11 protein-coding genes and 1 pseudogene are annotated in these 15,198 nt (G+C 42.8%); 10 read left to right on the forward strand and 2 right to left on the reverse strand.

Going from position 1 to position 15,198, the window contains the following annotated elements:
• Positions 1-62 precede the first annotated feature (62 nt).
• From uxuA to ACED41_RS03730, 3 genes are all read left to right on the forward strand, one after another.
• On the forward strand, positions 63-1,244 hold the full coding sequence (gene uxuA, locus ACED41_RS03720) for a mannonate dehydratase (RefSeq protein WP_065583620.1): 1,182 nt from the start codon (positions 63-65) through the stop codon (positions 1,242-1,244).
• Between the two features lie 142 nt (positions 1,245-1,386).
• The gene (locus ACED41_RS03725) at positions 1,387-1,929 is read left to right on the forward strand and encodes an acyltransferase (RefSeq protein ID WP_065101257.1); all 543 of its coding nucleotides are present in this window, start codon (positions 1,387-1,389) and stop codon (positions 1,927-1,929) included.
• 11 nt (positions 1,930-1,940) lie between these two features.
• On the forward strand, positions 1,941-4,220 hold the full coding sequence (locus tag ACED41_RS03730) for a heparinase II/III family protein (RefSeq protein WP_065583621.1): 2,280 nt from the start codon (positions 1,941-1,943) through the stop codon (positions 4,218-4,220).
• Positions 4,221-4,257: 37 nt separating this feature from the next.
• Here ACED41_RS03730 and ACED41_RS03735 read toward each other — a convergent pair whose 3' ends face one another.
• Positions 4,258-5,016: an FCD domain-containing protein gene (locus tag ACED41_RS03735; RefSeq protein ID WP_083190198.1), complete on the reverse strand. Its 759-nt coding sequence runs from the start codon at positions 5,014-5,016 to the stop codon at positions 4,258-4,260.
• A 414-nt stretch (positions 5,017-5,430) separates the two neighbouring features.
• On the opposite strand from ACED41_RS03735, the gene ACED41_RS03740 reads away from it, so the two are divergent.
• From ACED41_RS03740 to ACED41_RS03755, 4 genes are all read left to right on the forward strand, one after another.
• Positions 5,431-6,429 (forward strand): acetyltransferase, encoded by a 999-nt coding sequence (locus ACED41_RS03740; RefSeq protein WP_065583623.1) that lies wholly within the window; start codon positions 5,431-5,433, stop codon positions 6,427-6,429.
• A gap of 487 nt (positions 6,430-6,916) precedes the next feature.
• A complete protein-coding gene (locus ACED41_RS03745; protein ID WP_371724504.1) occupies positions 6,917-9,106 on the forward strand; it encodes an immunoglobulin-like domain-containing protein in 2,190 nt (729 codons plus the stop codon).
• 229 nt (positions 9,107-9,335) lie between these two features.
• The gene (locus ACED41_RS03750; protein ID WP_017059189.1) at positions 9,336-10,256 is read left to right on the forward strand and encodes a LysR family transcriptional regulator; all 921 of its coding nucleotides are present in this window, start codon (positions 9,336-9,338) and stop codon (positions 10,254-10,256) included.
• Between the two features lie 181 nt (positions 10,257-10,437).
• Complete coding sequence (locus tag ACED41_RS03755; RefSeq protein ID WP_371724505.1) at positions 10,438-12,483, forward strand: TonB-dependent receptor domain-containing protein; 2,046 nt, start codon at positions 10,438-10,440, stop codon at positions 12,481-12,483.
• A gap of 129 nt (positions 12,484-12,612) precedes the next feature.
• Here ACED41_RS03755 and ACED41_RS03760 read toward each other — a convergent pair whose 3' ends face one another.
• Positions 12,613-13,356 carry a class I SAM-dependent methyltransferase gene (locus ACED41_RS03760; protein ID WP_371724506.1) on the reverse strand — a complete coding sequence of 248 codons (744 nt, stop codon included), beginning with the start codon at positions 13,354-13,356 and terminating at the stop codon, positions 12,613-12,615.
• Positions 13,357-13,815: 459 nt separating this feature from the next.
• Between ACED41_RS03760 and ACED41_RS03765 the strand changes: the two genes are divergently transcribed.
• From ACED41_RS03765 to ACED41_RS03775, 3 genes and pseudogenes are all read left to right on the forward strand, one after another.
• The gene (locus tag ACED41_RS03765) at positions 13,816-14,340 is read left to right on the forward strand and encodes a GNAT family N-acetyltransferase (protein ID WP_371724507.1); all 525 of its coding nucleotides are present in this window, start codon (positions 13,816-13,818) and stop codon (positions 14,338-14,340) included.
• Positions 14,341-14,354: 14 nt separating this feature from the next.
• The gene (locus tag ACED41_RS03770; protein WP_371724508.1) at positions 14,355-14,951 is read left to right on the forward strand and encodes a LysE/ArgO family amino acid transporter; all 597 of its coding nucleotides are present in this window, start codon (positions 14,355-14,357) and stop codon (positions 14,949-14,951) included.
• A gap of 13 nt (positions 14,952-14,964) precedes the next feature.
• Positions 14,965-15,138 (forward strand): annotated as a pseudogene (locus ACED41_RS03775) (porin family protein); the annotation flags it as partial.
• Positions 15,139-15,198 lie beyond the last annotated feature (60 nt).

Raw genomic sequence — 15,198 nt, forward strand, 5'->3', positions numbered from 1 at the left:
TAAAATATCAGATGAAGCCTTAATAAGGCTTCATCAAAAAAATTAATAATAGGTAATAACTTATGAAGCAAACTTGGCGATGGTATGGTCCAAATGATATTGTAACGCTTAATGATATTCGTCAGGCTGGGGCAACAGGAATCGTAACGGCATTACATCATATTAAGAATGGTGAAATATGGTCTAAAGAAGAAATACTAAAACGTAAAAAGTTAATAGAAGAAAATTCACTTACATGGGAAGTTGTCGAAAGTATCCCTGTTCATGAAGAGATCAAGACTCAAACTGGAAATTTCATTCAATGGATAGAGCACTATAAGCAATCTATTATCAATTTATCTGAATGCGGAGTTGATACAGTTTGCTATAACTTTATGCCAGTTCTTGATTGGACGAGAACAGATTTAGAGTATGTACTCCCAGATGGCTCAAAAGCATTAAGGTTTGACCATATTGACTTTGCTGTTTTTGAGCTATGCATACTAGAACGAGAAGGTGCACATGAAGAGTATTCAAAAGAAGACATTGCACTTGCTCGAACTCGTTTTTCTAACATGCCTGATGACAAAATTGCACAGCTAACATCGAATATCATCGCTGGTCTACCAGGTGCGGAAGAAGGCTATACTCTTCAGCAGTTTAGAGAGCAACTGGATCAGTACCAACACATTGACGGCAATAAGTTACGTGAAAATTTAGTTTACTTCCTAAACGAAATTACCCCAGTGTGTGAAGAGTACGGCGTGAAGTTGGCCATTCACCCTGATGATCCACCACGCCCAATTCTTGGTTTACCGCGAGTGGTATCTACGATTGAAGATATCGAATTCTTGACGCATCGTGTACCGAGCAAAATGAACGGTATTACTATGTGTACCGGGTCTTATGGCGTGCGAGACGATAACGATCTTGTGAAGATGATTGAAACTTTTGGTGATCGAATTTATTTCACGCATCTGCGTTCAACAAAGCGCGAAGAAGAACCCGGCAACTTCCATGAAGCAGCTCATCTCAATGGTGATGTTGATATGTATGAAGTGATATTTGCACTTCTTAAAGAAGAAAATCGTCGTACTAATAATGGACAAAGTGATTTAATTCCAATGCGGCCTGATCATGGTCACCAAATTATTGACGACTTAAATAAAAAAACAAACCCAGGGTATTCTTGCATAGGCCGTTTAAAAGGCTTAGCTGAGATTCGTGGTGTCGAGTATGCATTGACTCGGTCTCATTTTAATTAATGTGTTTTCAATTCGATATTGGGTTTTTAAATTAAGCTAACCCAGGGATATTATCGGATTAGCTTATTTAGTGTCAGTGAAAATATTGATAATCAATAAGGGAAGTCGTTACTGTTACTTCCCTTTATTTATAGGTGATGATATGTCGGTTCAACAAAAATTTGGCGGTGAACTTTCGGATGAGGAATTTAGAAAATTCACCCTATATACAACACAAAGTAATAATAAACATGATGACGAGTCGAGAGCTCAAATCTTAGGCTTCACCAACAATAATGTTCGAGTTGCTCCAGGAGCTATCGTTCGCATTGGTGAAAACCAAATCGGAACACGAAGTTATATAGGCCTATACAGCTACATTAATGGTGATGTGGAGGTTGGTGAAGACGTTTTGGTAGGGCCACATGTTTCTGTCGTTGCGTCTAATCATTTATTTGACCCGACTTCAGAGAGCTTTAGTGGTCGTAGTGATTTGGAAAGCGGAAAGGTCACAATCGCAAAGGGTGTTTGGTTGACATCTGGTGTTGTTGTCACTCCAGGAGTGAGCATCGGTAAATGTTCATTGATTTGTGCTAATTCGGTAGTGACATCCGATGTGCCCCCATATTCGATTTTTGCAGGGACCCCAGCGAAGCAAATTGGTCATATTGATGCAGAGACAGGGCAATATCATTGGTCGAAATAGAGGAGTAACACATGCTACAACTAGAAAGAACGCATGATTTCCAAATTTTTTTGTCGCCTTGTAACGAAATTTCCTCAGTCAATCCCCCAAGTTTCAATTGGCCTCAAGGAGAGTATGGTTCTGCATATAACATCGAACTTGAAGACAAAGACGGTGAGCAAAAATGGGATTGGAAATCGGTGCAGTCTCCTTTACAACCGACATTTCAGTTACCTCAAGGTAGCTATCGCTGGAGAGTGACTTGCCTCAATACTCTAGCAAAATCTGATTGGATTGTTTTTGAAATCACGACGGAGTCAGAAAACTACTTGGCACCGGACGCTATGTCACTATTCTCACTGTGTACTAATAAAGACCAGTTTATGATGTATCTCGATGAAGATATTGACGCAGTCAGCAATGCTTCATTAAGTGCAAGAGACAAGTTACGCAATAGTGTTGAACTAACTGATATAGATGACATTTTATATTCTAATCATTATCGCCGTGGTAATGAAGAAGGGAAGCGTACAGCTATCGCTAACGTAAGACGTTGGATTGATCGCGATCTTATCGCACTAACATTACTATATAAGGTGTGGGGTGATGAGGTGGCAGGACATAAGGCATGCCAAATTTTATTGCGCTTATCCGAGTGGAGCCCTGAAGGCCCGGCGTCACTGTTAAGGCCTTGTACGTGGGGAGATGAAATTGGCCTGTCAATGACGCGAAATTTGTATCTTGCCTATCATTGGTTGTCTCCATTGCTGACGACCGACGAGTGTTCATTCGTCAGGCCGCTCTTAATTCGATATGCCTATCAAATGGAAGAGCGCTTAGAGCAAGATAAGTTTAAACAGTACCCGGGACATTCACATACATCGCGTTTGCCTGCTTACTTAGGCGTTGCTGCCCTTGTGTTACACAAAGAGTTTGAACTTAAAACTTGTGAACGTTGGCTTAATTACGCCTTAATGATTTACCGAGGTGTGTTGCCTTTCTATGGCGGAAAAGATGGCAGTTGGGTTGAGGGGCCTTTTTATTCTTCTTCCTATACCAAGTGGCACCATCCGTTTTTCTTGTCGGTTGAGCGTTTAAGTGGCTTTTCTTTCTATAATCACCCGTTTTATAAGAATTACGTTAAGTTTGCTTTGGACTTTGTGGCGAATAACGATCGAATTCATCCCTTTGGTGATGGCTTCTGGTGCAAGAGAGAAGGTAAAGAGTGGCCTGGTTTCTTTGCGCAAAATCCACTCAGAATATATGCACCACGGTATGGTTGTACGAAGTCGATATTAGAGTCCAAGAAGTTAGAGTCCAATATTGAGACTTACAAGCTCCATTTATTAGATATAGTACCGACGTATCCGCAGTTACAATTTGAAAAATCGGGTCAACATTCAACCGTTTCTAATACGTTAATGACTTCAAATGAGGCGTTTGTTTCTGACGAGACTGCTCTGTGTGTGAGCCCTGCGTCGAACAACATTTACTATTCATACGCAGGGTTAGGTAAAACTGCCCATAGTAAAATGTCGGTGTACTACCGAGCAAGTAAGTTTGGTAATAGTTCTCATCGCCATGCTGATCAAGGGAATGTTGCACTAGTCGATGATGGCGTTAATGTTCTTACTCCGAGTGGCAGTTATGGCTATAGGTTTGGTAGCAAACATCATAGTTTATGGACTCGAACTACGCAGGCGCATAATTTACCCTTATTTGGTGGTGTCAATTTAGACGATAGCGTTACCAACGCGACTGAAGGTCAGAAGATAGATTGCGCAACAGCTCAAGCAACAGTAATCACTCGAATTGATAGCAATGAGTTTCAATGTGTCGTTCTAGATCTCGCGAATGCTTATGAGAGTTGTGAGTCGTTTGTGCGAACAATAATACAAGTTGCAGATAACGGGGTCGTTATTGTCGACAACATTAGGCTATCTGAACCCAAATCGATGCAATGGCGAGCCCATACCCCGCTCGAAGTTGTTATTAAGGGGGGGAGTGTTGATTTGTACCATGAACAAGAAACTTATTATCTTGGAATGATGAGTGATCCTTCTTGTGTAGTTAAGTTAACAAGTGAAATTGATGACGGTGATGGTTTCAAAGGGAATGTTGAATCTGACGCTCAGAAAGATATTAAACATCTAGAATGGTTCATAGAAGAACAGCAGCAACATCAAGTGGTTATGAGTTGCTTAAAACAACCAATAGATTACGTGTTAACTGACGAAAATACTTTGATACTTGCCCATGCGGGCCAGTCTTTTAAGCTCAATGTAGAAACTGGTGAGGAGATCACTCCGTAAAAATCAGGTGACATAAGTATTTTATGTCACCAATTTTCTAAAGATTGTCTTTTGATGTCGCGATAGCGGGAATGGAGTTAAACAGATAACCATCAAAATTAGGGTCGGTAAAATCAGAAAGCTCTAAAAGCCTAATCTTCACATGTTCTAGATGTTGCCACATCGCTTGCTTGGCTTCGATTGGGTTCTTGCGTCTCATTGCTAGCAAAATAGCAGCATGATCATCTAGCCACTCTTTCCTATAGTCTTGGATCTCGATATGTGTATGCAGTATCTTCCACATAGGGCTAGACTCGCGACGTTCCCACGATTCCTTTAGAATATCGACCAGCACAGAATTCTGTGTCGCTTCGGCAATACACTGATGGAACATTCTGTCACCAACCGGATTTTGGACATTGTTTTCAATTTCGCGGCGCTCAATTTCTAGAGCTTCACGCATTTTTTCGATATCAGCAGGGGTTGCTTGTGTTGCAGCAAACTCAGCAATACTGCTTTCCAATAACTGTCTTGCTTGAAGCATTTCAAAAGGACCTACATCTTCATTTTGTGCCACTGTTGATGTAGTCGGTAAGTTAACGATGTACACTCCCGAGCCTTTCTTTACTTCAACGAGTCCCTCAAGTTCCAGCATGATGATTGCTTCTCTAACCACAGCTCTGCTCACGGATAGACGCTCAGCAATATCTCGCTCGGGCGGTAAACGACTTCCAATCGGGTAAAGACCATCAGATAGTTCTTTTCTCAAGATAAGACCGAGGGTTTGATAAGGGCGTTTGGGTTCGAAGTTGATCATGGAAATGCAGTGTACCTTTGGATCTGTGGTTTGAATTGAAAGTTTTCGCTAACTCGAAAGTCATTTTAAACGCTTATAAATGTCAATTCGAGTAAAAACCTAACTAATCCAACTCTAATTGTATCAAAGCGTAACGGTTCGTTGTGGTCACTTTTATGTACATGAACAAAAGGTTATCAACTTCGATATTAAACTTTCAAAAGCCATACAAGGAACGCGCTCATAGTTTTGAAGTGAGATTAAGCGTATTTCGTATAATCTTGAGTTTTTGATCAATAGCACAAGCCGTGAATAACCGCTATGTTCAATAGAGTTATATCACCTAACAAGTTGATATTGATAATAAACAACGGTGCTTGTAAAAATACAGATATAAACTTCAAGCCTAATCTGATTGAGAGTAAAAGGAACAACATGCACTACGACGTATTCAACGGAGACGCAGATGGCATAATCGCGTTGTTACAGCTGCGATTAAGTGAGCCAAGAGAGAGCGTGCTCATTACTGGTGTTAAGCGTGATATTAAGTTGGTCTCTCAAGTTGTTACTCAAACTATGGAGCCGGGTAAGCAAGGTGATGTTTCTTCCGTTACCGTTTTAGATGTATCGATGGAGAAAAACCTGCCTGCACTGCACTCACTGCTAGACGCAAACATCAATGTATTTTATTGCGATCACCACCGAACAGGGGATGTCCCAACTTCTAGTCATTTAGATACTCTGATTGATACCGCGCCAGAGAGCTGCACGAGCTTGCTGATTAACCAGAAGCTGAATGGTGCGTATGTGGCTTGGGCAATCGCAGCTGCCTTTGGCGACAATCTAAAAACGGTGGCGGCGCGGCTAGCGGATGAAAATGGATTCGCTCAATCTCAAAAAGAGTTTCTAGAAGAGCTAGGTACCTTGATTAACTACAACGGTTACGGTTCGTCACTCAGTGATTTGCATTTCACGCCAGCTGAGCTCTACGAAACCCTTTATCAATACCCGAACCCGTTTGATCTTTTGGATGATAAAGACTCGGTGTTTTATCGACTGCGAGCTGCTTATCAAAATGATTGCCAGCAGTTATCAAACCTTGCTCCTGTTTATGAAAGTGAAGTCGCACGTGTGTTTGAACTACCAGGCGAGACTTGGGCAAGGCGCATCAGTGGCGTATTTGGTAATGAAATCGTTAATCAAGATCCAAACCGAGCGCAAGCAGTATTAACGAAAAACCAAGACGGCGAGTCTTACACGGTGAGCTTACGTGCGCCATTATCAAATAGAACGGGTGCAGACGAAATTTGCTCAAGTTTTGCGACTGGCGGAGGAAGAAAAGCAGCGGCTGGAATTAATCAACTTAATGAACTTGATAAGGTGAATTTTATTTCACTATTGGATGCATATTATTCATCTGGCACTGACGGTTAACTGAAAAACTCCCGACGTATACATTCAAAATCCTACAAATTCTTGCTCCTATATTCCGTTATACGTGTGTATTGCTAGCACATGTATGATGGCTATATCCAGGCTGTTTTAGTGATATCACTCGCAATGGTATCTGGTCTTAGGTCAGTAATTACGGCGTATTTGGGGTGATTTTTGCCGATTTAAAGTTTATTTTTTCCTATCGGTGATTTTTTATATTTTTGGTTAATTATCTTAGTGAATTAAGATTGATTAAGTATTTTCATGGTCAATGTATTCGACCGAAAATAACAGTTTTTAGCATTTCAATTTGAATAAAAAGTCAAAGTCATATTGATTCTGATATTCAATCTGTGACTTAAAATCACAAGTTAAATCAAAGGTCATCTTTTCCTAAAAATTCCATTACTTCTCTATAAATATTCATGATTACAATGAATTGGTTCGGTTGTGATTGGCACAGCTGTTAAGTAAGGAAGTGGGACTAATGTTGAAACGTAAAGCTCTACAATTAGCAGTATCGCTCGGCATGGCGGCAATGTCTGGCGCTGTTTATGCGAATGGTTCAGATATGACGAATCCAGACTCTGGCGTGGTGGTTGGCTATTGGCATAACTGGTGTGACGGTGGCGGCTACCAAGGTGGTAATGCGCCATGTGTGACGCTGGATGAAGTGAACCCAATGTACAACATCGTGAATGTGTCATTCATGAAGGTCTACGATGTGGCTGATGGTCGAATCCCAACTTTTAAACTGGACCCAACCATTGGGCTTTCAGAAGAACAATTTATTGACCAAATCTCGGAACTCAACAAGCAAGGTCGCTCTGTGCTGTTGGCTTTAGGTGGTGCGGATGCACACGTAGAGCTAGAAACCGGTGATGAAAGAGCCTTTGCTGATGAGATTATCCGTCTAACTGAGCGTTACGGTTTCGATGGCCTAGATATCGACCTTGAACAAGCAGCCGTAACCGCAGCAAACAATCAAACCGTGATTCCTGATGCTCTTAAGTTGGTAAAAGACCACTACCGTGCTGAAGGTAAAAACTTCCTTATTACTATGGCGCCTGAGTTCCCGTATCTCACGACAGGCGGTAAGTACGTTCCTTATATCGATAATCTAGAAGGCTACTACGACTGGATTAACCCACAATTTTACAACCAAGGTGGCGATGGTATCTGGGTTGAAGGCGTGGGTTGGATTGCTCAAAACAACGATGCGTTAAAAGAAGAATTCATCTACTACATTTCTGATTCTCTTATCAACGGAACGCGTGGCTTCCACAAAATCCCACATGACAAGCTCGTGTTTGGTATTCCTTCAAGCATCGATGCTGCAGCAACCGGTTTTGTACAAGAGCCACAAGATTTATACGACGCATTTGATAGCCTAACGGCGCAAGGTCAACCGCTACGTGGTGTGATGACTTGGTCTATCAACTGGGACATGGGCACCAACAAAAACGGCCAACAATACAACGAGCAGTTCATTAAAGACTACGGCCCGTTTGTACACGGTCAAGTAACGCCACCACCAGTCGAGGGTGAGCCAGTTCTTAAAGGTATCGAAAATACGCGTGTTCTTCACGGCACAACGTTTGATCCTATGGATGGCGTGACGGCAACAGACAAAGAAGACGGCGATCTAACGTCATCAATCGATGTTGAAGGTTACGTTGAAACCAGTGTTATTGGCACTTACGTTTTGACTTACCGAGTGAAAGACAGCGATAACAACGAAACCACTAAAGCGAGAACGGTAGAGGTTTACAGCCAGAAGCCAGTATTTAATGGTGTGTCTGACACGACTGTTGTGTTGGGAACTGCGTTTGATGCAATGGCAGGCGTGACGGCGAATGATGCAGAAGATGGCGACCTGACAAGCACCATCACACACACTGGCAGTGTCGATGTAAATGAAATCGGCAACTACACACTTGTGTATAGCGTAACAGACAGCGCGAACCAAACTGTAACCGCTGACCGTAAGGTATCTGTAACTGATGGTTCTAACTGTGCTGCTGCATGGGATGCCGACACCGTTTATGTTGAAGGTGACCAAGTATCTCATGACGGTTCAACGTGGGGAGCAGGGTGGTACACTCGCGGCGAAGAACCTGGAACGACAGGTGAGTGGGGCGTTTGGAGAAAAGTTTCAGATTCTTCTTGTGGTGGTAACCCAGATCCGGGCGATGACTTAGAGCTTGCTGTTTCAGGGCTTCAATCAGAATATGCGCCAGATAACGGCAATGTTCGTTTAGATCTAACACTGACATCAAATGAAGCGTTAGATGTTACCGCTATGGTGATCAACAGTGCAGGTACTGTGGTTGAGCAAACTAAGGTTAACGTAACGGACAGCCGCGCCATTACCATAGACTTATACGATGTAGCGGAAGGGCAATATGGACTTGAAGTGGTCGGTAAAGCATCTGACGGTGAAATGGTGATGGTAAACGATTCGTTCGCTGTTAAAGACGGTGGTGGTACAACACCTCCTCCAGGTGATTATCCTCCATATGAAGCGGGCACCAACTACGCAGCGGGTGACATTGTGGTCGGCAGCGATAATGGCTTGTACGAATGTAAGCCTTGGCCATACACGGCATGGTGTGCAAGCGCGTCTTACGCTCCAGCAGATAGCCAATACTGGCAAGATGCTTGGACAAAGCTGTAGTCTGATAGCTCAACGCTAGCAATATAAAGTAGACGATCAAAGAGAGGCCATTGTGCCTCTCTTTTTTATGTTTAAACAGTTCTGACTTAGAGCTTTAAAACCCACTTAACCTTAAACTCTGCTCTGCATATTGCTCTAGATCAAAATAGGAGTGATTATCAATTGTATTACATGTTAAGAAATAGCACTATGCGCACATTGAATTTTATATATTGTTAATATTTGCATAATGAATCTTGCTCAAGTCGACCTCAATCTACTCGTTATTCTTAAACACCTTCTTGAAGAGAAGCACGTTTCCAACACGGCATTGGCGCTGGATATGAGCCAACCTACGGTGAGCCGATCTCTGCAAAAACTGCGTACCGTTTTCAATGATGATCTATTGGTGCGAGCGGCTTATGGCTATGAGTTAACGCCAAAAGCAGAAGCCATTAAGCAAGATCTCAATTCGGTCCTGACACGTTTAGAAAAGCTGGTACATGGCGATGTATTCGAACCGCAAAGCAGTGACAGTACGGTTCGCTTCTTTGGTTTAGTGCCTAATGTCGCGCACTTGCTGCCCAAGGTAGTTGCGGAGATACGTCAACAAGCGCCAAACATGACTGTTGATATCGACTCGATTCCTAAACGACACTTTGAGCCTCTGTTATCCGGTGATGCGCACTTTGTGTTGTCGACCCACGAGCCGTTAAGTTCAGAGCAAAATTTGTATCGAATGTTCGTGATTAGCCGCGATTACCGTTTGCTGATGAGTAAAAAACATCCTTTGGCGGACAAAGAGATCACGGTTGATGACTTGTTGAATAGCCAACTTGGTCAAATCTCACTGCAAGGGGATAAGAAGCTCTCGATCGAAAGTCGATTTAAAGATCTTGGCTTGATTGATAAGCAGCGCCAGCTGTCCATTCCAATTCAGCTTTCCAATTTTAACGTCGCGCCGGATATGGCAGAAGCAACCGACATCATCTTTCATTTACCGACACCTTTTGCTCAACAAGCCGCTACGCAAAGAGATCTTGTTTGTAAACGCGTGCCTAAAGCGTTGCGCCACCCATCAGAAGACGTCTACTTATACTGGCATAAGCGCTTTCATAACGACCCGATGTGTCGCTGGGTTCGCAATATATTCAAAGAGCTTTATACATAATCCATCTGCAGGGTGAATGAAAATTACGAATACCTATCGAGTTGGATATAGATCTCTTTCATTATTTGAATGGTGAATAACGAGAATCGATTTTTGGTATGAAACTTTCGTTGATAAGCGTGGTAGTTGGTTGTTTAATGCAAACCATTATCATTACCAATCACATATAAGAATGAATATCATGTCTGAGAGATCTCTTTTGATTCGCAAACCTCTTTTGGTTCGTAAACCCCTTTCGATCGCAGTCGCTGTTATTTGTACCTCACTTTCAGCTAACGTGTTGGCGCAAGAAGAAGCGCAAGCAACAGATGAACAAATGGTTGTTACGGCAACTCGTACCGAGATGGCACTAAAACAAGCGCCAGCTTCAATGTTGGTTATCACCGCGCAAGACATTGAAGACAGCCCTGGTATTACCTTGGCGGACATCGTTGCAGAATCAACGAGTGTAGAGTCTGATTTTGATAGCACACGTGCTGGCCGTCAGATGATCTCTATTCGTGGTATGGATTCAGATTACACTCTTATCATGGTGAACGGTCGTCGTTTAAGCTCTGCAAGTGCCATCATCCGTGGTAACGACTTTGACCTATCAACGATTCCTGCTGATTCGATCGAACGTGTTGAAATAATCCGTGGCCCAATGTCTGCACTTTACGGTTCAGATGGTATGGGCGGTACAATCAACATCATCACTAAGGCTCCAGAAAACGATTGGAGCTCTACACTGAGCATGGACACTTCATCTCCACTTGATGGTGATGGAGGGGAAGAGTATTCGATGGGCTTCACGACATCTGGTGCGTTGATTGAAGACGAGTTGTTTGCTCGCCTATCTGTTAACCAAACTAGCCGTGATGCTTGGCAACCCTATTCTGGTACGCATAGCTCTGGTTACGATCGTTCAGACATTACTGCGTTAGAAGAAAGAGAGACATTAAGCTTACTCGCGAGCCTGACATGGAATGCAACAGACAACCAAACCATTGATTTCGATTTTGGTTACAGTGACGACGAACGTGAGTCATCTGCGGAAAACGTATCATCTGTGATTGAGTCTGACACACGTGTTGTACGTCAGAGCCAAGCGATCACACATAGTGGTTTTTGGAGCTGGGGTGACACGCAAGTACGTTATTCACGTGAAAATGTGACAGATAATGATGCTGCGGACTCAGATACTAACTATAGCAGTGACATCGAAGAGCTGACTCAAATTGTTGAAGCTTCGGCGACCACTTATCTTGGTGATAGTCACACCGTAACGTTTGGTATGGACTACCAGTTGAGTGAATTAACCAACAAAGAAAACTTAGTCAATGGTACATCTGAAGCTTATCAAGGTGCGTTATTTGTTCAAGACCAATGGTTAATGACGGATCAACTAACGGCAACCATTGGTGGTCGTTTAGATAAGCATGAACTGTACGGTGAAGAGTTCAGCCCACGTGTGTACTTGGTTCATCAAACAACGAATGACCTGATCATCAAGGGTGGTGTGGGTAAAGCATTTAAAGCACCAACATTGACTCAAAATCAGACAGACTACACAGTTAATAGCTGTAAAGGCGTATGTGATTTACATGGTAATGAAGATCTTAAGCCCGAAACCAGCTTGAACTATGAGATCGCTGCGATTTATAGCCAACCTCGTTGGAATGTTGAAGGTGCCTTATTCCGAAATGAAATCAACGACCTAATTGATCGTGATGAAACCTATTGTGAGAACGGCGGAGTGTTTGAATCGGGTAAAGGTTGCGCTGATAGTTCAAGCTCAACTGGCTATGTGAATGGTAAGCGTACTTATACAAACGTATCAGAGGCTGTAGTTCAAGGTGCTGAGCTTACAGGCCAATTCCAAATTACTGATGAATGGGGTGTGTCTGGTAATTACACATTCTTAGACACTGAAGATAAGTCTACTGGTGACGAATTACTTGAGCGTTACAAGCATTCGGGTTTAGTTAAACTGAACTGGAGCCCAACTTACGATCTAAGTACTTTCGTGAGTGCGCGTTACCGTGGTGAACGTCAGATCGAAAGCGATCTAACTCAAGACGCTTACACAACGCTGAACCTAGGTGCTGTCTACAACGTGAATGCTTCAGTACGACTACGTGCAGGTATCACGAACTTAACTGACGAAGCTGTATCACAAGAGCTAGAGAGCATGGGCTATGTTGAAGAGCCACGTACTTACTACGTAGGTATGACAGCGGACTTCTAATTTAGAGTTCAGTAACTGATAGCTTGATACAAAAGAACCCACACTGGCTGATGCTCTAAAAGGAGAATGGCGAGTGTGGGTTCTTTTTTGATCTATAGATTTGGTTTAATTTGCCGTTTATCTATTAATCTAGATTTTGACACATGTGATCAGCGCATTACCGGACTGAGTATCCCAAGGAATCAGCTTGTCGTAATCGTGCTCGAAGATATTAACCTCGAAGTAGGGCTTCAATATCTCGATTAACTCTTTAAACGAGAATGCCACCATTGGGTGTTCATCATTCCACATTTGAGTTTCACCAGCAGTCGTCTTTTCGATGCTAAGCTTTAGCGCTTGCTTATCACCCTGACCAGAGTAATACCAACCAGAACGGAACGTGAAATCGTCTTTGTCTTGGTTTTTTGTGTGTCTAACAAACAGGTCGTTGCTGATCTTGTCTTTATCAACCACGTTAAAACAGAAAATACCTTTTGGCTTTAACGCACGATGCACACTTTCAATACACTCTTTAAGCTTCTCAAGGCCATCGTTGTAATGGATGGAATACAGGAAGCAAGTGATAAGATCGAGTGGTTCCGTGACCTCAAAGTTACTCATGTTTTGTACTGAGAACTTGGCTTCCGGGCAGCGAACTTCTGCGATATCTAACATCGGCTTGTTAAGATCTAGGCCACCGCTTTGGTAACCGAAATCAATAAAATGACGAACGTGTGGGCCAGTGCCACAAGCTAAGTCGAGGTGTGTTTTTCCTTCATTTCCAAAGATTTGATGGAGTCTAAGTACGCAGTTACTTTGCGCTTGGTAGTCAATATCTACACACATTAAATCATAGTAACCGGATAGGTCGGTATAGAGTGCGTTGGCGGACATATTTGCCTGCAGCATAAGCTGAAAAATTAGGGTGGCGCATCATATACCGAAATTGGAAAATCGCAATCAAATATTCGATCAATGAAAGCGTTTTATTTTCTAACTTATGGTCGTTTTAAATGAGACCGTTTAAAGGGATGTTTAAGCTGCCAACAACATCAGTACGCGTGTCATCGCTATTCACTTTGCCCTGACTACTTATTCGTTAACTAAAACAGGTGTTGCTCCCTCAATGCAGCGACCATACGGGCTTTGCGGAACGCTTTTATCACGAGACGAGATAGGAAAAATATGGTATCTAGGTAAACCCAGTGTGACATTTATAATTTTATGATTAATCAGTAATTTTACTGATTCAAACCGAGTTCTTGAAAAGGAAACAATTCAGGAAAGTGGGCTGTTGATAAAAACCAAATCACTCAAGCTAAATAAGCGAACTAAACAAGGAGAGTTGAAACAATGACATCAGCAATAAATGCACAGGGTTCAATGGAAAATAGAACAGCATTGGAAAGCAGTGCTTCAATAGAAATTAAGGTGGATGACTTGTCGGGTGGGGAAGTCATTGAATTACTTGAAGAGCACCTCGCTGATATGTACGCCACTTCGCCAGCCGAAAGCGTTCATGCACTGGATCTAGATGGGCTCAAGTCACCAGAGATTACTTTTTTCAGTGCTTGGAAAGACAGCCAACTACTTGGGTGTGTTGCCATTAAAGAGCTAAATACCCAACACGCTGAACTCAAATCGATGAGAACCTCACAGTTTGCTCGAAAGTCAGGTGTTGCGAGCCAACTTTTACAGCACGTATTGGATACAGCAACCGCCCGCCAGTATCAAACAATCAGTTTAGAGACCGGCTCAGAAGACTACTTTAAGGCTGCGCGTAACCTGTATGAAAAGTTTGGCTTCGGATACTGTGAACCCTTTGCTGATTATGTGTTGGATCCGCACAGCCAGTTTATGCGTATTGAGTTGCGTTAAGAGGCTAGCCTTAGATGTCGACTTACTTTGCAGGTTTCTCCCTTGGCCTTTCGCTGATTCTTGCGATTGGCTCTCAAAATGCGTTTGTTTTAAAGCAAGGGCTTAAGAACCAACACGTATTGGCAGTTTGTGCTGTATGTGCCATTTCTGACGCCTTACTGATTAGCTTTGGCGTGACGGGCTTTGGCGCAATCGTTAAGCAGTTCCCACAAATTGAGCAGTTCGCCCGTTATGGTGGCGCTATCTTTTTGGGTGTCTATTCATTCTTAAGCTTCCGATCAGCATTTACCGAAAACCACGCCTTAGAAGCCACGGCAGAAACTAAAGACTCATTAACCAAAGCGATTGCGATGTGTTTGGCGTTCACTTGGCTTAACCCGCATGTGTATTTGGATACTGTGGTATTGCTGGGGTCTATCTCAACTCAATATCAACCGGATCAAATGTTGTTTGGCGCTGGGGCGGTATCGGCGTCATTCGTGTTCTTCTTTTCACTTGGATATAGCGCTCGCTTCTTGGCTCCAATGTTTAAGAACCCGAGAGCGTGGAAGGTGTTGGAATTTGTCGTTGGCGTGATCATGGCATCTATTGCAATATCTTTGATTGTCTAGCTGCGCGTAATTAGGCTTCCATTTTGGTATAGGTGTTGAATACACGCCAGTAGAAAGCCTAACCTTACGTTTAATCTCACAAGCAGATGCAGTAAATATCGAATTCTTCGGCCCGAATGGTAATAGACTGGCAAGCCGTGATTTAGCGTTTAGCACAGTAACTCTGGGCGCTTCGTACAATTTTTGACGACCTCTGTGAAATAGCTTAAAGCTAAAGCTATGGACACCTAAAACCGCTCTAACGTTG

Source organism: Vibrio sp. 1F255 (genome assembly GCF_041439145.1).
Taxonomy (GTDB): domain Bacteria; phylum Pseudomonadota; class Gammaproteobacteria; order Enterobacterales; family Vibrionaceae; genus Vibrio; species Vibrio crassostreae_C.